This is a genomic window from Micromonospora sp. NPDC126480 (genome assembly GCF_040302465.1).
Taxonomy (GTDB): domain Bacteria; phylum Actinomycetota; class Actinomycetes; order Mycobacteriales; family Micromonosporaceae; genus Micromonospora.
In genome coordinates, this window is sequence record NZ_JBEORU010000014.1 from 134,700 (window position 1) to 156,521 (window position 21,822).

18 protein-coding genes are annotated in these 21,822 nt (G+C 72.3%); 7 read left to right on the plus strand and 11 right to left on the minus strand.

All coding sequences use genetic code 11. The features are described 5' to 3' along the window. Positions 1-35 precede the first annotated feature (35 nt). The 4 genes from ABTW87_RS15720 to ABTW87_RS15735 form a co-directional block, all read right to left on the minus strand. Positions 36-944, minus strand: coding sequence for a tetratricopeptide repeat protein (locus ABTW87_RS15720; RefSeq protein ID WP_350651509.1), 909 nt, complete (start codon positions 942-944; stop codon positions 36-38). Between the two features lie 104 nt (positions 945-1,048). After that, positions 1,049-2,737 (minus strand): coenzyme B12-dependent isobutyryl-CoA mutase large subunit, encoded by a 1,689-nt coding sequence (icmA, locus tag ABTW87_RS15725; RefSeq protein WP_350651510.1) that lies wholly within the window; start codon positions 2,735-2,737, stop codon positions 1,049-1,051. Between the two features lie 96 nt (positions 2,738-2,833). Then, positions 2,834-3,769, minus strand: a complete 936-nt coding sequence (meaB, locus tag ABTW87_RS15730) for a methylmalonyl Co-A mutase-associated GTPase MeaB (RefSeq protein WP_502891592.1) — start codon at positions 3,767-3,769, stop codon at positions 2,834-2,836. A gap of 62 nt (positions 3,770-3,831) precedes the next feature. Further along, complete coding sequence (locus ABTW87_RS15735; protein ID WP_350651512.1) at positions 3,832-5,031, minus strand: acetyl-CoA C-acetyltransferase; 1,200 nt, start codon at positions 5,029-5,031, stop codon at positions 3,832-3,834. Between the two features lie 62 nt (positions 5,032-5,093). On the opposite strand from ABTW87_RS15735, the gene mce reads away from it, so the two are divergent. From mce to ABTW87_RS15760, 5 genes are all read left to right on the plus strand, one after another. Further along, complete coding sequence (gene mce / locus ABTW87_RS15740) at positions 5,094-5,558, plus strand: methylmalonyl-CoA epimerase (RefSeq protein WP_350651513.1); 465 nt, start codon at positions 5,094-5,096, stop codon at positions 5,556-5,558. A 315-nt stretch (positions 5,559-5,873) separates the two neighbouring features. After that, on the plus strand, positions 5,874-7,229 hold the full coding sequence (gene ccrA, locus ABTW87_RS15745) for a crotonyl-CoA carboxylase/reductase (protein ID WP_350651514.1): 1,356 nt from the start codon (positions 5,874-5,876) through the stop codon (positions 7,227-7,229). 279 nt (positions 7,230-7,508) lie between these two features. Beyond that, entirely contained in the window at positions 7,509-8,765 is a 1,257-nt protein-coding gene (locus ABTW87_RS15750; RefSeq protein WP_350651515.1) for a DivIVA domain-containing protein, read from the plus strand. Between the two features lie 167 nt (positions 8,766-8,932). Beyond that, positions 8,933-11,101 (plus strand): hypothetical protein, encoded by a 2,169-nt coding sequence (locus ABTW87_RS15755; protein WP_350651516.1) that lies wholly within the window; start codon positions 8,933-8,935, stop codon positions 11,099-11,101. A gap of 172 nt (positions 11,102-11,273) precedes the next feature. Further along, positions 11,274-12,524 carry an AI-2E family transporter gene (locus tag ABTW87_RS15760; protein WP_350651517.1) on the plus strand — a complete coding sequence of 417 codons (1,251 nt, stop codon included), beginning with the start codon at positions 11,274-11,276 and terminating at the stop codon, positions 12,522-12,524. Positions 12,525-12,539: 15 nt separating this feature from the next. Here ABTW87_RS15760 and ABTW87_RS15765 read toward each other — a convergent pair whose 3' ends face one another. The 5 genes from ABTW87_RS15765 to ABTW87_RS15785 all read right to left on the minus strand — a co-directional run bounded on the left by ABTW87_RS15765 (position 12,540) and on the right by ABTW87_RS15785 (position 17,574). Next, a complete protein-coding gene (locus ABTW87_RS15765; RefSeq protein WP_350651518.1) occupies positions 12,540-13,346 on the minus strand; it encodes an alpha/beta hydrolase in 807 nt (268 codons plus the stop codon). Positions 13,347-13,417: 71 nt separating this feature from the next. Continuing rightward, positions 13,418-13,744 carry an Rv1322 family protein gene (locus ABTW87_RS15770; RefSeq protein WP_350651519.1) on the minus strand — a complete coding sequence of 109 codons (327 nt, stop codon included), beginning with the start codon at positions 13,742-13,744 and terminating at the stop codon, positions 13,418-13,420. A 116-nt stretch (positions 13,745-13,860) separates the two neighbouring features. Further along, the gene (locus tag ABTW87_RS15775) at positions 13,861-15,708 is read right to left on the minus strand and encodes a 3-hydroxyacyl-CoA dehydrogenase family protein (RefSeq protein WP_350651520.1); all 1,848 of its coding nucleotides are present in this window, start codon (positions 15,706-15,708) and stop codon (positions 13,861-13,863) included. 182 nt (positions 15,709-15,890) lie between these two features. After that, the gene (locus tag ABTW87_RS15780; RefSeq protein ID WP_502891591.1) at positions 15,891-16,958 is read right to left on the minus strand and encodes an alpha/beta fold hydrolase; all 1,068 of its coding nucleotides are present in this window, start codon (positions 16,956-16,958) and stop codon (positions 15,891-15,893) included. 109 nt (positions 16,959-17,067) lie between these two features. Further along, positions 17,068-17,574 (minus strand): FHA domain-containing protein, encoded by a 507-nt coding sequence (locus ABTW87_RS15785; protein ID WP_350651522.1) that lies wholly within the window; start codon positions 17,572-17,574, stop codon positions 17,068-17,070. Between the two features lie 335 nt (positions 17,575-17,909). On the opposite strand from ABTW87_RS15785, the gene ABTW87_RS15790 reads away from it, so the two are divergent. Next, positions 17,910-19,406 (plus strand): aldehyde dehydrogenase family protein, encoded by a 1,497-nt coding sequence (locus ABTW87_RS15790; protein WP_350651523.1) that lies wholly within the window; start codon positions 17,910-17,912, stop codon positions 19,404-19,406. 13 nt (positions 19,407-19,419) lie between these two features. Here ABTW87_RS15790 and nucS read toward each other — a convergent pair whose 3' ends face one another. Continuing rightward, a complete protein-coding gene (gene nucS, locus ABTW87_RS15795) occupies positions 19,420-20,079 on the minus strand; it encodes an endonuclease NucS (RefSeq protein ID WP_350651524.1) in 660 nt (219 codons plus the stop codon). Between the two features lie 71 nt (positions 20,080-20,150). On the opposite strand from nucS, the gene ABTW87_RS15800 reads away from it, so the two are divergent. Then, complete coding sequence (locus ABTW87_RS15800; RefSeq protein ID WP_350651525.1) at positions 20,151-20,768, plus strand: DUF4126 domain-containing protein; 618 nt, start codon at positions 20,151-20,153, stop codon at positions 20,766-20,768. Positions 20,769-20,841: 73 nt separating this feature from the next. Here ABTW87_RS15800 and ABTW87_RS15805 read toward each other — a convergent pair whose 3' ends face one another. After that, positions 20,842-21,429, minus strand: coding sequence for a hypothetical protein (locus tag ABTW87_RS15805; protein WP_350651526.1), 588 nt, complete (start codon positions 21,427-21,429; stop codon positions 20,842-20,844). Between the last annotated feature and the right edge of the window lie 393 nt (positions 21,430-21,822).

Below are 21,822 nucleotides of genomic sequence, written 5' to 3' on the forward strand. Positions count from 1 at the left end.
GCCGGTCACGCCGGCCCGCGCTGGCGTGCGGTGGATCAGAAAAGGGCGCTGGCCAGGGCCCGGCGCGCCGCGGCCACCGCGGGGTCGTCGGGACCGGCGATGGTGAACAGGCCGACCAGGTGCTGGCGTACCTTCTCCCGGTCGTCACCGGCGGTGCGCCGGACCAGGCCGACCAGGCGCTGGTAGGCCTGCTCGGCCATGCCGCTGAGCACCTCGATGTCGGCCGCCAGCAGTTGGGCGTCGACGTCGTCGGCGTTGGCCGCCGCGGCGGTGAGCGCCGCCTGCGGGTCGGCGCCGGCCACCCGGCGGGCGAGCCCGACCTGGGCGAGGCCCGCCTCCGCCGCGGCGTCCGACGGGGTCTCGGCGAGAATCTTCCGGTACGCGCGCTCCGCCGCGTCCAGGTCACCACTCATCAGCGCGTCGTCGGCCTCGTCCAGCCGGGGGTCGCCCGGCTCGGCCACGGTCACGCCGCCGGCCTTGAGCACCGCCTGGATCCACTGCCGGAGCTGGGCCTCGGGCACCACCCCGGAGAACGCGTCGACGGGCTGGCCGCCGACCACCGCGTACACCATCGGGATGCCCTGCACCCGGAACATCTGGGCGAGCCGCGGGTTGGCGTCCACGTCGACCCTGGCGAGCACCCAGGCGCCGCCGCCCTCGACGGCGAGCCGCTCCAGCACCGGCGAGAGCTGCTTGCAGGGCTCGCACCACTCGGCCCAGAAGTCGACGACCACGGGTGTGCTGAGCGACCGTTCGAGGACCTCGGCCTGGAAGGTCGCCTCGGTGACGTCGACGACGGTGACGGCGCTCGCGACGGCGCCGCCGGGTGCGCCGGCGGGAGGACCGGACTGGGCGGGGGCCGGCGTCGGTGCGGGGGTGCGCAGCGCGCTGAGGTCTACCGCGCCGCGGGTGAAGATCGACGAGGTGATCCGTGGGTCGCTCATGGTTATCTAGTCTCGCACGCGCGTCGCCGATCTCCGCTCATCGGCGACGCCGAAGGTCACAGTTCTCACGCAGGTCACCACCCCTCCCACCCCGAGCGTGGGGATCAGAAGCGGGCGGGTTCGCGGTAGACGCCCCATTCGGCGCGGAGGGCGTCGCAGATCTCGCCCAACGTGGCCTCGGCGCGGACCGCGTCGAGCATCGCCGGGATCATGTTCTCGTCGGTACGGCTGGCCGCCACCATCCGGTCGATCGCCACCTTGACGGCAGCCTCGTCCCGGGTGGCCTTCCGGTCGGCCAGCACGCGCTTCTGCTCCAGCTCCACCTCGTGCGAGATGCGCAGGATCTCCAGGTCCTTGGCGACCGTGCCGGTGTGGCAGTTGACCCCGACGATCTTCTTGTCGCCCTTCTCGAGCGCCTGCTGGTAGACGAACGCCGCCTCGGCGATCTGGGCGGTGAACCAGCCGTCCTCGATGCCGCGCAGAATGCCCGAGGTCATCGGGCCGATCTGGTGCGGGCCCTCGCCGCCGAGCTGCCGGATCCGGGCGAAGATCTCCTCCGCCTCGGCCTCGATCTTGTCGGTGAGCGCCTCCACGTACCAGGAACCACCCAGCGGGTCGGCCACGTTCGTCACCCCGGTCTCCTCCATCAGCACCTGCTGGGTACGCAGGGCGATCTCGGCGGACTCGTCGGTGGGCAGCGCGAGGGTCTCGTCGAGCGCGTTGGTGTGCAGCGAGTTCGTGCCGCCGAGCACCGCGGCGAGGGCCTCCACGGCCGTGCGCACCACGTTGTTGACCGGCTGCTGCGCGGTCAGCGAGACCCCGGCGGTCTGCGTGTGGAACCGCAGCCACAGCGCCTTCTCGCTGGTCGCGCCGTAGACGTCACGCAGCCAGCGGGCCCAGATCCGGCGGGCGGCGCGGAACTTCGCGATCTCCTCGAAGAAGTCCACGTGGGAGTCGAAGAAGAAGCTCAGGCCCGGCGCGAAGACGTTGACGTCCAGCCCCCGGGACAGCCCCAGCTCGACGTACCCGAACCCGTCGGCGAGGGTGTACGCCAGCTCCTGCGCCGCCGTCGAACCCGCCTCCCGGATGTGGTAGCCGGAGACGGACAGCGGCTTGTACCGGGGGATCTCCCGGGCGCAGTACTCCATCAGGTCGCCGATGAGGCGCAGGTGCGGCTCCGGGTCGAACAGCCACTCCTTCTGCGCGATGTACTCCTTGAAGATGTCGGTCTGGAGGGTGCCGTCCAGGCGGGACAGGTCGGCGCCCTGCCGCTCGGCGGCGACCAGGTACATGCAGAACACCGGGACGGCCGGCCCGGAGATCGTCATGCTCGTCGTGACGCCGGCCAGGTCGATGCCGTCGAAGAGCACCTCCATGTCGGCGGCGCTGTCCACCGCCACGCCGCAGTGCCCGACCTCGCCGAGCGACTGCGGGTCGTCCGAGTCGCGCCCCATCAGCGTGGGCATGTCGAAGGCGACGGAGAGCCCACCGCCGCCCGCGCCCAGGATCATCTTGTACCGCTCGTTCGTCTGCCGCGCGTTGCCGAACCCGGCGAACTGCCGGATCGTCCAGGTCCGCCCCCGGTAGCCGGTCGGGTACAACCCCCGGGTGTACGGGAACTCGCCCGGCCAGCCGATCCGCTCGAAGTCCGGGTACGCCACCCCCTCGGGCGGCCCGTACACCGGGTCCACGGTCATCCCCGACAGGGTGGTGAAGTCAGCGTCCCGCTTGCGCGCGGCGTCGTAGCGGGCCTGCCAGCGTGCCCGTCCGGCGGCGATCTCGTCGGCGTTCATCCGCGGGGCTCCTCCTCGAGTCCTCGACTGCACCCCGAGTGTAGAGCCCTGAACTGAACGATCGCTAAGGAAGTTCGTACCGACCGGTAACCGCCGTCAGGCGGCGATCTGTTCGAGCAGCTGGTCGGCCGCCGCGTACGGGTCGAGGGACCCCTCGGCCACCTTGGCGGCGAGCGCCGGCAGCTCCGTACCGTCGCGCAGCGAGCCGATGCGGTCCCGCAGCGCGCCCAGCGCGATCGCCTCGATCTCGGCGGCGGCCCGCGCCTCCTGCCGGCGGCGCAGCTCGCCGTGCTCGACCAGCCAGCCACGGTGCTTGTCGATCGCGGCGGCGATGTCGTCGATCCCCTCGCCGCGCGCGGCGACGGCGCGCACCACCTGCGGCCGCCACTGCCCCGGCCCCCGCTCGCCCAGGGCGATCATGCCCTGGATGTCGCGCACGGTGGCGTCGGCGCCGTCCCGGTCGGCCTTGTTGACCACGAAGACGTCGGCGATCTCCAGGATGCCCGCCTTCACCGCCTGGATCGCGTCCCCCATCCCGGGTGCGAGCAGCACCAGCGTGGTGTCGGCCAGCGAGGCCACCTCCACCTCGGCCTGCCCGACGCCGACGGTCTCCACCAGCACCACGTCACAGCCGGCGCCCTCCAGCACGCGCACCGCCTGCGGCGTGGCCGCCGAGAGCCCGCCGAGGTGGCCCCGGCTGGACATCGACCGGATGTAGACGCCGGGATCGGTGGCGTGGTCCTGCATCCGGACCCGGTCGCCGAGGATCGCGCCGCCGGTGAACGGGCTGGACGGGTCGATCGCCAGCACGCCCACCCGGTGCCCGCGGGCGCGCAGCGCCCGGACCAGCTCGTTGGTGGTGGTCGACTTGCCCACGCCGGGCGAACCGGTCAGGCCGACCACCTGGGCCTGGCCGGCGTACGGCGCGAGCGCCGCCGCGATCCGCGGCAGCGTCTCGTCGCCGGACTCGACAAGCGTGATGAGCCGGGCGACCGCGCGGGGGTCCCCCGCGCGGGCCCGCTCGACGAGCATGGGCACGTCCCGGCTGCGGCGCACGGGCGGCACCGCGGCCGGGGCGTTGTCGACGGTCTCGCTCACTGACCGCCCTCGGCGCCGGCCGGCACGTGGATGACAAGCGCGTCGCCCTGGCCGCCACCGCCGCACAGGGCCGCCGCACCGGTGCCGCCGCCGCGCCGCTTCAGCTCAAGCGCCAGCGTCAGCACCAGCCGGGCGCCGGACATGCCGATCGGATGGCCGAGGGCGATCGCGCCACCGTTGACGTTGACCTTGTCCGGGCTGACTCCGAGGTCACGGGTGGACTGGATGCCGACCTGCGCGAACGCCTCGTTGATCTCGATCAGGTCGAGGTCGTCGACGCCCAGGCCGGCCTTGCGCAGCGCGTGCTGGATCGCGTTGGACGGCTGCGAGTGCAGCGAGTTGTCGGGGCCGGCGACGTTTCCGTGCGCGCCGATCTCGGCCAGCCAGGTGAGCCCCAACTCCGTGGCCTTGGCCTTGCTCATCACCACGACGGCGGCGGCGCCGTCGGAGATCGGCGACGAGCTGCCGGCGGTGATGGTGCCGTCCTTGGTGAAGGCCGGGCGCAGCTTGGCCAGCGACTCGGCGGTGGTGTCCGGCCGGATGCCCTCGTCCTCGCTGATCACCAGCGGGTCGCCCTTGCGCTGCGGGATGACCACCGGCGTGATCTCGTCGGCGAAGTGACCGTTCTTCTGGGCGGCGGCGGCGCGCTGGTGGCTGGCCGCGGCGAAGGCGTCCTGCTCCGCACGGGAGATGTTCTTGGCGGTGCCGTGCCGCTCGGTCGACTCGCCCATCGAGCAGCAGTCCCAGGCGTCGCTGAGCCCGTCGTGCGCCATGTGGTCCTTGATCACCACGTCGCCGTACTTGTAGCCGCCGCGCTGGCCGAGCAGCAGGTGCGGGGCGTTTGTCATCGACTCCATGCCACCGGCCACCACGATGTCGAACTCGCCGGCGCGGATGAGCTGGTCGGCCAGGGCGATCGCGTCCAGCCCGGAGAGGCACACCTTGTTGATGGTCAGGGCCGGAACGGACATCGGGATGCCCGCCTCGACGGCCGCCTGGCGGGCCGGGATCTGCCCAGCGCCGGCCTGGAGCACCTGGCCCATGATCACGTACTGAACCTGGTCGGGGGCCACGCCGGCGCGCTCCAGCGCCGCCTTGATGGCGATGCCGCCGAGCTTGGTCGCGGGGAGGTCCTTGAGGTTGCCCAGCAGGCGCCCCATGGGGGTCCGAGCGCCGCTGACGATCACCGAAGCCATACCTGCCTCCGAGGGGGGTGCCGACCTGTACGCCTTAACGATTGTTCGGCCAGACTAGCGCCATGGCTGAGAACTCCCCCGTCGAGTCCGCTGCGGACTACATCACAGACATCGGGCTGCGCCGCATCGACCACGTCGGTGTCGCCGTACCCGACCTGGACGCCGCGATCGACTTCTACCAGCGGACCTTCGGGATGCGCTGCGTGCACACCGAGACCAACCAGGAGCAGGGCGTCCGCGAGGCGATGCTGGCCGTCGGGCCGACCACCGAGGGCGGCTGCGTGCAACTGCTCGCACCGCTGTCGCCGACGTCGACGATCGCGAAGTTCCTCGACCGCAACGGCCCGGGCGTGCAGCAGGTCGCGTACACCGTGGCGGACATCGACGCCGCCTGCGCGAAGCTCCGCGAGCGGGGCGTCCGACTCCTGTACGACGAGCCGAAGCGGGGCACGGCGAACTCCCGGATCAACTTCGTGCACCCGAAGGACGCCGGCGGCGTCCTCGTCGAACTGGTCGAGCCGGCCTGAGCGAAAGGAGGGGCCCCTTGTTAACGCCCGGTGCATGGCACGGGGCCCCTGTTAACACGCCGTAGGACCCGCCAGTGGCTCCGAGCAGCACGACACTGCGCGATTGGCAACCGGTGCGGCCAGCTTCACGCATCGGCGGATGCACTTTTTCACACAGGACTTCCGACTCTAGCTACCGTTCAGTAACGTCCGGCCAACAGCAGCGCGGCCGGTGCCGGATGTGTCGGATACCGACATGGTGGGGCGGCCGCACCGGCGCCGACGATGGCAGCACCCGTGCCCGCGACGCGCGGGTGCGGACGAACGGAGGTCGACGTGCAGGACATCCTCGAAGCGATCATGGCGGCGGAGGGCTCGGCGCATCCGGAGCGCGAACTCGCCGGCCTCGCCGGGCTTCCCGTACCGGAGTCCTACCGGGGCGTCGTCGTGCGCGCCGAGGAGACCCGGATGTTCGACGGGATGGCCACCCGGGACAAGGACCCGCGCAAGGCGCTGCACGTGCAGGAGGTGCCGACACCGGAGCTGGGTCCGGGTGAGGCGCTGATCGCCGTGATGGCGAGCGCCATCAACTACAACACGGTCTGGACCAGCATCTTCGAGCCGCTGCCGACCTTCAAGTTCCTCCAGCGCTACGGCCGGCTGTCCGAGCTGACCAAGCGGCACGACCTGCCGTACCACGTGGTCGGCTCGGACGCGGCCGGGGTCGTCCTGCGGACCGGGCCCGGTGTGACCCGGTGGAAGGCCGGCGACGAGGTCGTCGCGCACTGCCTCTCGGTGGAGCTGGAGGACGCGGCCGGCCACGACGACACCATGCTCGACCCGCAGCAGCGGATCTGGGGCTTCGAGACCAACTTCGGCGGCCTCGCCGAGCTGGCCGTGGTCAAGGCCAACCAGCTCATGCCGAAGCCCCGCCACCTCAGCTGGGAGGAGGCGGCGAGTCCGGGCCTGGTCAACTCCACGGCGTACCGGCAGCTCGTCTCCCACCACGGCGCCAACATGAAGCAGGGCGACGTGGTGCTGATCTGGGGCGCCTCCGGCGGCCTCGGCGGCTACGCGACCCAGATGGCGCTCAACGGCGGCGCGATCCCGGTCTGCGTGGTCTCCTCGCCGGACAAGGCGGAGCTGTGCCGGAAGATGGGCGCCGAGCTGGTCATCGACCGGGCCGCCGAGGGCTTCCGGTTCTGGAAGGACGAGCAGACCCAGGACCAGGACGAGTGGCGCCGCTTCGGCGAGCGGATCCGGGAACTGACCGGCGGCGACGATCCGGACATCGTCTTCGAGCACCCGGGCCGGGAGACCTTCGGCGCCAGCGTCTTCGTGACCAAGAAGGGCGGCACGATCGTCACCTGCGCCTCGACCAGCGGCTACCAGCACCAGTACGACAACCGCTACCTCTGGATGCACCTCAAGCGCATCGTCGGCAGTCACTTCGCCAACTACCGCGAGGCGTGGGAGGCGAACCGCCTGATCGCGCTCGGCAAGATCCACCCCACCGTGTCGAGGACCTACGCGCTGGAGCAGACCGGCCAGGCCGCGTACGAGGTGCACCGCAACGCGCACCAGGGCAAGGTCGGCGTCCGGTGCCTCGCCCCCGCCGACGGCCTCGGCGTCCGCGACGCGGAGTTCCGGGCGCGCCACGAGACGGCGATCAACCGGTTCCGCGGCCACTGACCGTACGGACGAGGCGCCGGCGTCCATTGCGGTGACCCGCATTGCCTTTCCACGGCGGCGGCGGGCGCCCATTTGCGGTGTTACGGGAAAGGGCCGCGGGTTCACTCCCCGCGGCCCTTTTTCCACGCCACGCCGCACGCTCTCCGCAGCGTCCGGGACCTGCCAAGATCGCCGTTTGGTCCGGTCCGCGGGCCCTCGCCGAGTTGACCATGTAATGAGGACACGAAAGGTCCGGGACGCTCTTGCGAAGTCCCCCGGGGGGTCTGCCAGTATGTCCCAATGCCCCAGCAGCAGTCCTCCCCTCTTGCGTTCTTCGATAACGCGAACACCCAGCCCGATTTCACCGTCGGCCTGCGCGGTTACAACACCGGCCAGGTCGACGACTTCATCGGCCGGCTCACCGCCCGGTTGACGCAGACCGAGCAGGTCCGCGCCGAGGCTGAGCAGCGGATGAACGACGCGCAGCGCCGGCTCCGCCAGGCCGAGCAGCGGATGACCGCGCTCGAGCAGAAGCTCGCCGAGACCAACAAGCAGCTCGAGGAGAACAACCGCCCCACGCTCTCCGGCCTGGGCACCCGGGTCGAGCAGATCCTCCGGCTCGCCGAGGAGCAGGCCAACGACCACCGCAACGACGCCAAGCGGGAGTCCGAGGGCATCCTCTCCGCCGCCCGCCTCGAGGCGCGGGAGATCACCGACAAGGCCCGTGCCGAGGCCGCGGCGATGAAGGCAACCGCCGAACGGGAGGCGGGCAACGTGCGCACCGCCGCCGAGCGGGAGGCGGCCGAGGTCCGCGTCCAGGCCCGCCGGGAGGCCGACACGCTGCGCGCCGACGCGGACCGGGAGACCAAGCAGCTGCGTACCGTCACCGCGCACGAGGTGGCGGAGCTGAAGTCCACCGTCGAGCGGGAGGTCGCCACCCTCCGCGCCACCGCTGAGCGGGAGATCACCCAACAGCGGGCGAAGGCCGCCCGGGAGGCCGAGGAGAAGCGCGCCGAGGCGACCAAGCTGCTCACCGACGCGCGGGACAAGCGGGACAAGGACCTGCAGGCCCTGGAGCTGCAGCTGGCCGAGCGGCGGGAGAAGGCCGAGCGCGAGGAGTCGGAGCGGCACGCCGCCCAGGTCGCGCAGACCCAGAAGCTGGTCAACGAGGCCGAGCATCGGGCACGGGCCGCGCAGGAGCGGGCCAAGGAGATCGAGCAGCGCGCCGAGGCCCGCCGGATCGAGTCCGAGCGCACCGCCAACGAGACGGTCGACAAGGCCCGGGCACTGTCCGAGAAGACCCTCAACGACGCGAAGGCCGAGGCGCAGCGCCTGCTGACCGAGGCTCGCACGGAGGCCGAGCTGACCACGCAGGCGGCCGCGCGTGAGGTCGAGGACCTCACCCGGCAGAAGGACGCGGTGACCGCCCAGCTCGTCCAGATCCGCTCCAGCCTCGCGGGCCTCGCCGGCCTCGTGCCGGGTGTGGCGGACGTGGCGAAGGCGGAGGTCAAGACCGAGGAGACCGAGAAGCGGGAAACCGCCGAGGCGGCCAGCTGATCGGCCCGACCGGGGCATGAACCACGCGGCGCGGGATGACACCGGGTAACCGGTGCCACCCCGCGCCGTGCTCATTTCCCGGTATGCGGAAGACGCCCGGGTGAACCGGCTCCATCCGACGCGTCCGTATCGCCCCAGGAGGGCCGGTTGCGTGTGAGGATGGGGGCATGTCGCACGGCGAGGAACTGTTCGCTCTCGGCGGGGACGTGACCACGGAGCCAAGCTTCGAGTCCGCTCTGCGGGGGTACGAGAAACGACAGGTCGACCGGTACGTCGCTCGTGCGGAGCACGAGATCGCCGCCCTGACAGCCGAACGGGAACAGGCCTACACACAGATCCACAAGCTGGCCGGCCAGGTGGAGGTGCTCCAGCGGGACCTCGCCCAGGTGCGCAAGCAGGTCGGGGTGGTCGACCGCGCGTCCTTCCGCCACCTGGGTCCCCGCGTGGAGCAGATCCTCACGATCGCCGAGGAGCAGGCCGAGGACATCCTCGCCTCGGCGAACGAGGAGATCGAGGCCCGCCGGGCGGCCGCGGAGCACATCATCGACGAGGCCCGGGCGGAGGCCGCGAAGGCGCTCAAGGACTTCGAGATCGCGCTGGCGGCCCGCCGCGCCGAGGAGGAGCGGCACACCGCCGCGCGGAAGGCCGAGGCGGACGCCGCGGTCAAGGCGGCGACCGAGGAGGCCGCCCGGCTGCGCAGGACCGCGCAGGAGGCGCTGGCGAAGGCCCAGCAGGAGGCCACCCAGCTCCGCGACACCGCGAAGGAGATCCACACCCGGGCCCAGCAGGAGGCCGCGAAGCTGCGCGAGTCGGCCCGCGAGGCGCACGCCAAGGCCCAGCAGGAGGCCGCCGAGCTGCGGGAGGCCGCCAAGGAGGTGCACGCCAAGGCCCGCCAGGAGGCCAAGCGCCTCGTTGAGCAGGCGACGGAGGCGAGCCGCGCCACCCACGCCAAGGCGCAACAGGAGGCCAAGCAGATCATCGACGACGCCAGCACTGCCGGGCGGGCCACCCGCAACAAGGCCCGCCAGGAGGCCGAGCGGCTCACCGCCCAGGCCGCCGAGGCGGCCAAGCGGCAGCGCGCCGAGACCGAGGCGTACGTCCAGCGGATGCGCACCGAGACCGAGGCGTACGTGCAGCACGCCCGCGCTCAGACGCAGCAGGAGCTGGGCGCCTGGCGGGCGGGTGTCGAGAAGGAGGTCAACAGCCGTCGCGAGGCGGCCGACCGGGAGCTGGCTCAGCGCCGGGCCGCCGCCGACCAGGAGTTCGCCAGCCGCCGCGACGAACTGGAGAAGCAGTACAAGACGCGGCACGCCGAGCTGGAGACGCAGCACACGTCCCGCCAGCAGAAGCTGGAGTCCGGGTTCACGGCCCGGCGGACCGAGCTGGAGTCCGGCTTCGAGTCGCGCAGCGCCGAGCTGGAGTCGGGCTTCGAGACCCGAAAGTCCCAACTGGAGTCCGAGTACGCCACGCTGAAGAACGAGATCGAGGGTGCGGCGGCCGAGATCCGCCGGTCCGCCGAGCAGGACGCGCTGACCATGCGCCAGCGCGCGGAGGAGGAGGCGGCGGCGCTGCTCGGCCGCGCCGAGGAGGAGGCCGCCGAGAAGCGCCGCGCGGCCGACGAGCACGTCGCGACGTCCCGGCGGCAGTTCGAGGAGTACGCCGCCACGACGCAGCAGGCGTTGGCGACCACCCAGCAGCACCTCGCCGCCACCCAGCAGGAGGCGGCCGCCGGTCGCCAGCAGCTCGCCCAGGTGATGCTGGAGATCGCCCAGGCGCAGCAGCAGCTCGCCGACCTGCGGCAGGAGACCTGGCGGTCGCGGCAGGAGTCCGACGAGCTGCAGCGGCAGGTGGCGGAGCTGCGGCTGGAGCTGGCGGGCGCGCCCGGCCGGCCGGGCACCGCGACCCCCGACGGTACGGCGCCGTCCGGCTCGGGATCCGCCAACGGCAAGCGGCCGGTCGGGGCGCCGGCCACCGCCGACGCGACGGGCGCGAGGACCGACGGCCGGTCCGGTTCGGCCACGAAATCGGACGGCGACCGGCGCGGCTCCGGTAAGGTCGAGCCGGCCGCGGCCGGTCAGCCGGCCCGGGGGCGCATCGAGCCGGCGACCGACGATTCGGCCAAGGGCGCGGTGAAGTCGGTGACCACGAAGGACGGTGAGTCCGCCAGCGCCGGAGTCGACGGCGAGCCGACGGTCGCCGCCGTGCCCGGCGAGGGCGGCCGGGACGCCGCCGCAACGAAGATCACCAGCACCGGCGAGAACGGCAACCGGCCGGCGAAGCCCACCACCGACGAGCGCAGCGCCAAGCCGAGCAAGGTCGTCGTCGAGAAGGACTGACCGGCACCGCCGGGCGGGCACCGCCCCGCGGCGGGAGGCGGCCACGTGTGGATCGCGCGGCCGGTGGCGGTCGCGGCGGCCGAGCGGGGTCGCTACGCTCCCCGGTGGACCCGCGTTCGCGGGCCGGTGTCGGGCTCCGGCGGTCGCCGGAGCGTGATCCGCAGGAGGTCCGGTGGCAGGAGGCGACCCGGAGCCACACGAGCCGGCAGCCCGGTCCGACAGTCGGTCGCCGACGGACGCCGCCACCGACCCGGAGCAGCGGGCCTCCGCGGACCCGCGGCGGCCCGACAGCCGTGCCGCGACACCCGCCGACACCACGGATCGGGCCGTCCCGGAGGACCCGAACGGTCCGGACGACCCGCCGGACAACGGGTCGGGGCGGTTCGGGATGCCGGGACGACCGCTGCGACGCAGCAGCTTCCTGGTCGGGTTCACCGGCGGCCTCGGCGCGTTGGCGGCGTACGCGGTCTTCCTGGGCCTGCGCAACGCCGCCGGAATCCTCGTCCTCGTGGTGATCGCGCTGTTCCTCGCCGTCGGGCTCTATCCGGCGGTGGCGCGGCTACGCCTGCTCGGGTTGCCGCACGGCCTGGCGGTGACGGTCGTGGCGCTGACCGTCCTGCTGCTGCTGTGTGGCGGCGCGGTCGCCCTGCTGCCCCCGATCGTCACGCAGTCCGGCCAGTTCGTCGAGCAGTTGCCGAGCTATGTGGAGTCGTTGCGGCGCAACGAGACGGTGAACGACCTGGTCGAGCGGTACGACGTGATGGAACGCGTGCGGAGCGCGGCCAACGCCGAGACGATCGGCCGGGCCCTCGGCGGGGTGCTCGGCGGCGCCCAGCTCGTGTTCGGCACCGTCTTCCGTACCCTGACCGTGCTGGTGCTCACCATCTACTTCCTGGCGTACTTCAACCGGCTGCGGTCCCTCGGGTACTCGCTCGTCCCCCGCTCCCGGCGGCAGCGGGTCCAGCTCATCGGCGACGAGATCATCACCAAGGTCGGCGCGTACATGGTCGGCGCGCTCACCATCGCGGTGCTCGCCGGCACGACCACGTTCGTGTTCGCGTTGATCGCCGGGCTCCCGTACCCCTTCGCGCTCGCCGTCGTGGTCGCGGTGACCGACCTGATCCCGCAGATCGGCGCCACCCTCGGTGCGGTGATCGTGAGTCTGGTCGGCTTCGCCACCGACCTGCCGGTGGGCATCGCGTGCGTGGTGTTCTTCCTGATCTACCAGCAGTTGGAGAACTACCTGATCTACCCCAAGATCATGCGCCGGTCGGTCAAGGTGAACGAGGTGGCCGCTCTGGTCGCCGCGCTGCTCGGCGTCGCGCTGGTCGGCGTCATCGGTGCCCTCATCGCGATCCCCACGGTCGCGGCGATCCAGCTGATCCTGCGCGAGGTGGTCCTCCCCCGGCAGGACCGGCGCTGACCGGATCCGGGCCGGTCAGGCGGTGTCGGTCTCCGGACCGGGCACCGGGCGGTCGGCGAAGGCCGCCACAGTACGGTCGGCGTAGGCGCTCACGTCACCGGTCTCCATCGGGCCGTCCCAGGTCGTCGGCAGCGGCACCGGCGCGGTCGGGTTGACCCGCTTGACGATCTCGTCGAGCACGGTCTCGGCGCCGCCGACCCACAGGTGCTTGGCACCGGGCACCCCGACCACCTCGGCCTGCGGGATCGCGGCGAACCGCTCCCGAGCCTCGTCCGGCCGCAGGTAGTCGTCGAACTCCGGCACCAGGGCGGTGACCGGCCGGCCCGAGGCCGCCCAGGTGGCCAGGTCGTCCGGGGTGGAGAAGCGCAACGGCGGGGAGAGCAGGATCGCCCCGGTCACCGCGGGGTCGCAGCCGTACTTCAGGACCAGGTCGGTGCCGAACGACCAGCCCAGCAGCCAGATGCCCGGCAGCTCGTGGAATTCCGCGTACTCGATGGCGGCGGCGACGTCGTACCGCTCGCCCACCGCGTTGTCGAACGACCCCTCGCTGGTGCCGCGCATGCTCGTGGTGCCCCGGGTGTTGAACCGCAGCACCGCCAGGTCGGCCAGGGCCGGCAGGCGCCACGCGGCCTTGCGGAACACGTGGCTGTCCATCATCCCGCCGTGGGTGGGCAGCGGGTGCAGGCAGACGAGCGTGGCCACCGGCTCCCGGTCGAGCGGTCGGGCGACCTCGCCGACCAGGCGCAGCCCGTCAGCGGTGTGCAGCTCGATCTCCTCGCGGTGGCCGGGCAGGATCGACGAGGCGCGGATGGGAGTGCTCACCCCCACAGTCTCCCGCGCCGGCGGCCGGGCCGCCCGTCCGGGCGTGAACACGGTGACCCAGATCGCGCCGCTCAGCCGTAGCGGGGAGCGCCGCGGCCGCGCTGCACGATCGGCGCCCGCCGGTCCCGGGCCCGCCAGCAGCCGCTGTGCCAGTGCCGCCGGTCGGTCAGGTCACCACGCCCGTCCGCCGGCCAGACCACCACGTGCGCCACGCCCGGCCGGATCTCCTGGTCGCAGCCGGGGCAGCGGTACGTCTTGACCGACGCCCCGCCGCTGATGGCCCGGACCTGCCAGTCGCCGTCCCGCCACTGCTGCACCGAGGCGACGCCCTGGCGGGCGCGCTCGGAGTCCAGGTGCGCGGTCTCGTCCCTGCGGGGTCGGTTGCGGCGGGGGCTCACGCCACCCAGCGTACGGCCGGGCCGGCGGGAGCCCGCTCGCCGGCCCGATGCCCCGCAGCGTTAACAAGGGGCCCTTCACCTACCGCAGGCGTTAACAAGGGGCCCTTCCTTACACCTCAGCGGCGGGTGTGGTCGCGGAAGCCGCGCCCCGTCTTGCGGCCCAGGTACCCGGCGGTGACCAGGTGCTCCAGCAGCGGCGCCGGCGCGAAACCGGGCTCGCGCAGCTCCAGGTACAGCTCGCGCTGGATGGCCAGCGACACGTCCAGGCCGACCACGTCGAGCAGCTCGAACGGGCCCATCGGGTAGCCGCAGCCCAGCTTCATCGCGTGGTCGATGTCGTCGGCGGTCGAGTAGCTGGCCTCCAGCATCCGCACCGCGTCGTTCAGGTACGGGAAGAGCAGCGCGTTCACGATGAAGCCGGACCGGTCGCCGCAGACCACGCCGGTCTTGCCCAGCTTCGCGCAGACCGCCTTCGCGGTGGCGGTGGTCTCGCCCGAGGTGCGGATCGTCTGCACGATCTCCACCAGCGGCATGATCGGGGCGGGGTTGAAGAAGTGCAGGCCCACCACGTCGGCGGGGCGCTGGGTGGCCATCGCGACGTCGATCACCGGAAGCGACGACGTGGTGGTGGCGAGCACCACGCCCGGCTTGCAGATCTCGTCGAGGCTCGCGAACAGCGCCTTCTTGACGCTCAGCTCCTCCACGACCGCCTCGACCACCAGGTCGACGTCGGCGAGGTGCTCCAGCGTCGCGGACCAGGTGATCCGACCCAGGGCCGAGTCCCGGTCGGTCTCGCTGAGCTTGCCGCGTACCACGCCCTTGTTCAGCGAGGTCTTGACCGCCTCGAAGACCTTCGCGGACTTCTCCGCGCCCCGGGTCACCGAGACCACCTCGTACCCGGCCTTGGCGAACACCTCGATGATGCCGGTGGCCATCGTCCCGGACCCGACGATGCCGATCTTGGTCGCGACTGCGGGGCTCGCAAGCTCACTCCTCGCGCTCCCGAGGCCGCCCTCGGCGTAGACCCCGCGGGCGCCGTCGGCGAGCGCCGACTCCGCGGCCACCGGCGTCTGCTCGTCGGGTACGACCACCGGCGAGCCGGGCCGCTCGTAGGTGTAGAAGCCGCGGCCGGACTTCCGGCCGAGCAGCCCGGCGGTGACCATCTGCTTGATCAGCGGCACCGGGGCGTGCCGGCGGTCCCGGCCGCCACGCCGGTACATGGTGTCGAGGATCTCGTACGCGGTGTCCAGACCGATCAGGTCCATCAGTGCGAGCGGGCCCATCGGGAGGCCGCAGCCCAGCTTCATCGCGGCGTCGATGTCCTCCCGGGTCGCGTACCGCGACTCGAGCATGCTGACCGCGTGGTTGAGGTAGCCGAAGAGCAGCGCGTTGGCGATGAAGCCGGCCCGGTCGCTGATCGTCACGTCCACCTTGCCCAGCCGGTCGCAGAGCGCCTCCACGTCGGCGACGACCTCCGGCGAGGTGACCACGGTGCGGACGATCTCCACGAGCTTCATCACTGGCGCCGGGTTGAAGAAGTGGATGCCGATGACCTGGTTCGGGCGGGTGGTGGCCACCGAGATCTCGGTGACCGAGAGCGACGAGGTGTTGGTGGCGAGGATCGCCTCCGGCTTGCAGACCCGGTCCAGCTCGGCGAAGATCCGCTGCTTCAGGTCGAGGTGCTCGGGCACGGCCTCGATCACCAGGTCCACCGAGTGCAGCGCGTCCAGCCCGACCTGCCAGTCGACCCGGGCGAGCAGCGCGTCCCGGTCGGCCGCCGCGAGCTTGCCCTTGGCCACCGCCCGGTCGGTCGAGCCGGTGAGCGTGACCCGGCCGCGCTCCAGCGCCGCCTCGGAGACCTCGACCGCGACGACGTCGATGCCGTTACGGGCGAAGACCTCGACGATGCCGGCACCCATGGTGCCCAGACCCACCACACCCACGCTGGTGAACTCGCGCGCCACGACCGGCCTCCCTGGTTCGCTCCGCGCAGCCGACATGAACGGCCGCTAAGGTTATGCGCGCGAGTCTGCCACGTGACGCACGGTTGTCGAGGCGCCGTGGGATATTTCACGGCTCGTCGCCGTCGATGGATCGCGGCCGTGGCGAGGCCCGGGTCAGAGCCTCGCGGGCCGGGTTCCCGGCGTCAGCCGCGCCGGTCGATCAGGGCGAGGAGTTCGGCGGCGAACTCGGCCGGCCGCTCGATGTGCGGACTGTGACCGCAGCCGGGAAACACCACCTCCCGGTACGCCCCGCCGGCCGCCGCGTAACGCTCCAGCACCGCCCGGGTCTGCCCGACCATCGGCTGCGGTGGGCAAACGTCCTCCCCCGGCCAGCCGGGCACCACACCCAGCGATCCGAGGTACGCCAGGTCGAACAGCGAGGTGTCGCTGACGATCACGTCGGCGTCGCCGCGTACCCAGGTGACCGGCGGCTTGGCCGGCACGGCGACCAGGTCGTCGGCGATCCGGAAGTGGGTAGGTGCGAGGGCGTTCAGCACCCCCCGCCTGCCGGGGGCGGCCCCCGGCCAGTTGGCGGAGGGCTCGGCCGTTCCCGGGTAGTTGTCCTCGCCGGTCGCGGTGGACAGGACGGTGTCCAGCAGCAGTTCCTCGTCGTCGCCGAGCGCCGCCGGATCGGCCACGTACGCGCTGCGCAGCACGCTGCGCGGGCTCGTCGGCCCCTCGTCGCCGCGGTCCTTCGCGGCCAGCCGCCGGACGAAGTCCCGGTTCGCGGTGCCGGCGCCGGTGCCCGCGAAGTCCGGCGTGGTCGGGGCGCCGTCCGGTCCCCGCGTGCCCCCGAAGCCGTACGGCGAGACGGGCGCCTCCAGCAGCAGCCCCGCCACCCGGTCCGGGTGGTCGACGAGCAGCCGCATCGCCACGCCGCCACCCAGGGAGTGACCGACGACCACCGGCCGCGCGCCGGCCGGGAAGAGCCCCTCCACCCCGAGCAGGGCGGCGACGTCGTCGGCGAAGTCGGCCAGGCCGCGCGTCGCGTCGACCGGCGCGGTGTCCGTTTCCCCGTAACCGCGCAGGTCCGGCGCGACCACCCGGAGGTGGTCCGGCAACCGCCGGACCAGCGGCTCCCAGAACAGGGCCGACGAGCAGTTGCCGTGGACAAGCAGCACCGGTACGCCGTCCGGCGGCCCGGCCACCCGCACCGACTGGGTGATCCCGTTGGCCGACACGACCCGCTGCTGAGTCTCCATCCGGGGCATGCTGCCAGGCCACCCGCGGCTCGTCCATGGCGCCGGCCGACATGGGTCGGCCGGCCCGCGTGTGCGTCGCACCCGCACCCGGTGGGTGGCGCCTGCCCGGCCGGACCGCTCAGGCGGGGACGGCGTCCGCGGCGGCGGCGACCGGCTCCGCCGCCGCCGGTAGGGCCCGCTCGGCGTCCGGGGCACTCGCCTCGACGGCGGCGGGCACGGCCCGCTCCGGGGTGGCGATCGGCAGCGGCAGGGTCGGCCGGTGGTCGCGCCGCCCCAGCGCGAAGGTCAGCCCCACCGGATCGGTACGGGCCACGCCCGGGTCGTAGACCCGGAGTTCGGTACGGCCGATCCGGATCACGTCACCGTCGGCGAGCCGCTCCACCCCGGTGATCCGCCGGTCGTTGAGCCAGGTGCCGTTGGTCGAGCCGAGGTCGAGCACCGACGCGCCCTCCGGGTCCAACCACAGCTCGACGTGCCGGCGGCTCAGGTGCGGGTCGGCCACGACGACGTCCGCCGTCGGCGCCCGCCCGACCACCAACCGGGTCCGCCCGAGTCGGAAGCTCAGCCCCCGCATCGGCCCACCGGCCACCGTCAACAACGGCAGAAACTCCGGATGCTCCTCCATGGACAGTCCGCCCCTCCACCCCGCGGTCACCCCGTGCGTCAGCCTGCCATCACAACGTAGTTGTCTTCACCGCCCGGCCGGCCATCTCCCCGTCGCCAGCCGGACACCTTCCGTTCGGTGGTTCGGTGTCCGGCGTCCGGTATCGACGGATGTGCACCCCACCCTACGTACTCCTCGCTCCATGACACGGTCTGCGGCCCTGTCGTGTTCAACGCCCACCGCGGGTTTCGGGGCGCGGCGGCGCGCCGGGACCCGGCGCGCCTCGACCCGGCGCGCGCCCCGACCCGGCTCGCGGACCCCTACCGGCGAGTAATCCTCGGGTCTAGACTTCCGCCATGACGGCTGTGCGTGTCCCGGGCACCCCGGTGATCGAGGATGGTCGGCTCGTGTCGACGAGCCCGGCGACCGGCGCGGAGGCCGGGCGGCTGCCGGTCGCGACCGCCGCCGACGTCGAGGCGGCCGTCGCGCGGGCCCGTGCCGCCGCCGCCTGGTGGGCCGGTCTCGGCTTCAACGGCCGCCGGGAGCGGCTGCTGCGCTGGCGGGCCCTGCTGGCGAAACGGATCGAGGAACTCGCCGAGCTGGTGCACGTCGAGGGCGGCAAGCCGGTCGCCGACGCCATCGTCGAGGTGGTCACCGCCGTCGAGCACGTCGACTGGGCCGCCCGCAACGCCCGGCGGGTGCTCGGCCCCCGCCGGGTGCGCTCCCGCCTCGTGCTGGCGGAGTTCTCCGCCCACCTGGAGTACCAGCCGTTCGGCGTGGTCGGCGTGATCGGCCCGTGGAACTACCCCGTCTTCACCCCGATCGGCTCCACCGCGTACGCCCTGGCCGCCGGCAACACGGTGGTGTTCAAGCCCAGCGAGTACACGCCGGCGGTCGGCCAGTGGCTGGTCGACACGTTCGCCGAGGTCGTCGGCGAACAGCCGGTGCTCAGCGCGGTGCACGGGTTCGGCGACGTCGGGGCGGCGCTCTGCCGGTCCGGCGTCGACAAGGTGGCCTTCACCGGCTCCACGGCCACCGCGAAGCGGGTGATGGCGGCCTGCGCCGAGTCGCTGACCCCGGTTCTCATCGAGGCCGGCGGCAAGGACGCGATGATCGTCGACACGGACGCCGACCTGGACGCCGCCGCCAACGCGGCTGTCTGGGGCGGGCTCACCAACGCGGGCCAGACCTGCATCGGCATCGAGCGCGTGTACGTCGTCGAACCGGTCTTCGACGCCTTCGTCGACAAGGTCGTCCAGCGCGCCGGCCGGCTCACCGTCGGCGCGGACGGCACGGACATCGGTCCGATCACCATGCCGAGTCAGCTCGACGTGATCCGCCGGCACATCGACGACGCCGTCGCCCGGGGCGGCCGTGCGGTGCTGGGCGGCCCGGACGCGGTCCAGCCGCCGTACGTGCACCCGACCGTCCTGGTGGACGTCCCCGAGGACTCGGCCGCCGTCCGCGAGGAGACCTTCGGCCCCACGCTGACCATCAACCCGGTCCGCGACGCCGACGAGGCGGTCGCCCGGGCCAACGCCCTGCCGTACGGCCTGGGCGGTTCGGTCTTCGGCCGGCGCCGCGCCGTGGCGGTCGCCGCGCGCCTGCGCTCCGGGATGGCCTCGGTGAACTCGGCCCTGACCTTCGCCGGGATGTCCACCCTGCCGTTCGGGGGCGTCGGCGAGTCCGGCTTCGGGCGGATCCACGGCGAGGACGGGCTGCGCGAGTTCGCCCACGCCAAGGCCGTCACCCGCCGCCGGGCCCGTTCGCTGCTGCCCGCGATGACCTTCGACCGCACGGAAGCCGACGTCGCCCGGCTGGTCAAGGTCGTCAAGATGATGTACGGCCGCTGACGCCCCGGGCCGGTCAGAACAGGGTCAGCTCGTCACGCTCGATACCGCGCAGCTTGTCGTAGTCGACCACCACGCAGCGGATCCCCCGGTCGGTGGCGAGGACGCGGGCCTGCGGCTTGATCTCCTGCGCCGCGAAGACGCCGCGCACCGGGGCGAGCAGCGGGTCGCGGTTCATCAGCTCCAGGTACCGGGTGAGCTGCTCCACGCCGTCGATCTCACCGCGCCGCTTCACCTCGACGGCGACGGCCGCGTTGTCCGCGTCCCGGCAGAGCAGGTCGACCGGGCCGATCGCCGTCATGTACTCCCGGCGGACCAGCGTGAAGCCCTCCCCCAGCGTCTCCGGGTTGGCCGCGAGCAGCTCCTGGAGGTGCGCCTCCACCCCGTCCTTGCGCAGCCCCGGGTCGACACCCAGGTCGTACGACGTGTCCTGGAAGATCTCCTCCAGGGTGATGCGCAACTCCTCGCCGGCCTTGTTGACCACCCGCCAGACGCCCGGTGCCTCCTCCAGCCGGCACGGTGGGCTCATCCAGTTGAGCGGCTTGTACGCCCGGTCGTCCGCGTGGATCGACACCGACCCGTCCGCCTTCACCATCAGCAGCCGGGTGGCCGGCGGCAGGTGGGCCGAGAGCCGTCCGACGTAGTCCACCGAGCACTTCGCAATCACCAACCGCACCCGACGAGGGTAGCGGAGGAGCGGCCCCGCGCCACCGAGCGCCACTGGCGCGCCGGTGCGATGCTGAGACGGTGCTCGAAGTGCTCACCGGTACGGGCCTCGCCGCCTCGGCGGGCCTGAACGCGTACATCCCGCTGCTCACCATGGGCCTGCTCGCCCGCTACACCGACGTGATCGACCTGCCGTCGGGCTGGCAGTGGCTCGGCAACGGCTGGGTGCTGGCCATCCTGGCCGTGCTGCTCGCCGTCGAAATGGTCGCCGACAAGGTTCCGGTGGTCGACCACGTCAACGATGTGGTGCAGACGGTGGTCCGGCCGACTGCGGGCGGTCTCGCCTTCGGTGCCGGCGCGACGTCCGAGACGGTCACGGTGAGCGACCCGGCGAGCTTCTTCTCCTCGAACCAGTGGCTGCCGGTGGTGACCGGTGTGCTTATCGCACTAGGCGTACACCTGCTCAAGTCGGCGGCCCGCCCGGTCGTCAACGCGACCACCGCCGGGGTGGGCGCGCCGGTGGCGAGTACGGCCGAGGACGCCACCAGCGTGGTGATGTCGGTGGTCGCGATCCTGCTACCGGTCCTCGTACTGGCGTTCCTGCTCGGCCTGGTGCTCTTCGTCTTCTGGTTCCTCCGGCGCCGAGCCGACCGTCGCCGCGAGCGCGAGGCGGCCCGGGCGGCGGGCTTCCGCGTTTGAACGCCGCTGGCCGGCACCCGGGTTCGGGTGCCGGCCAGCGGCTTTCATTTCCCCCTGTGAGGAAGGTCTGTGGTCAGCTGTTCCAGTGCTCGGCGACGAGGTCGGCGGCCTGCTGCTCCCACTGGGCGTAGTGGTCGGGGTAGGCCGAGACCTGCACGGTCTGCGCGGCCACGGTCAGCGGCATGTCCTGCCACCCGTCGACCTGCTTGAGGCCCTTGAGGAACGCGGTGGTGGAGTACTGCGGGTCGGTGATCTGCTCGACCGTGCCCCACCCGCTGGAGGGGCGCTGCTGGAACAGGCCCTGCGAGTCGTGGTCGTTGCGCTCACCCAGATGACCCAGGTTCTCCAGCTTCGACTCCTGCAACGCGGTACCGATCGCCACCACGGCGGCCCGCTCGTCCATGCCGGCCTTCTTCGTCGCCGCGATGATCGCCTTGACGTTCGCGACCTGCTCGTCGGTCAGGTCGATCCGCGACTGGCCACCCTGCACACCGTGCGGAATCAGCTTGCCCATGTCGGGCTTGTCGGCCTGCACGCTGACGGCGGCCGGGTTGGTCGCCATCGCGGCGGTGGTGTCGTGGTTCAGCGGGCCGGCGACCATGCCACCGGCGAACGCCAGACCAGCAACACCCAGAACGCTCTTACGAAAGATCGTGTTCATGACGGAAGCTCCATTCGGGGGATTGGCACCACGCCACAAGGGGGGACGGCAGTGGTGCAAGCACCATCCGAGGCGCTCAAAACCTTGGGGGAAAACAACCCGGCCGGGGCGGGGGGACTGCCTCACGGCGCCGGGTCCAGATGTAACGACCGACCGGCCGGCATCATTCCGGCCCACCACCACGGCGGCCGAAGCCCACGCGGTCCTACTCGATCGTCCACGTGATGTAACCACCCCGAGCCCCGCATCATTCCGCCGACCGGGTACCCCCGACCACACCCCGGAACCGGACACCCGAGGGACTGTAAGACGAACGGTGTAACTCCTGATCAAGGAGCAGCATCTGATGTCTGATGGATCGATGGCCGCGGTGGATACTGCCGCGGTGGCGAA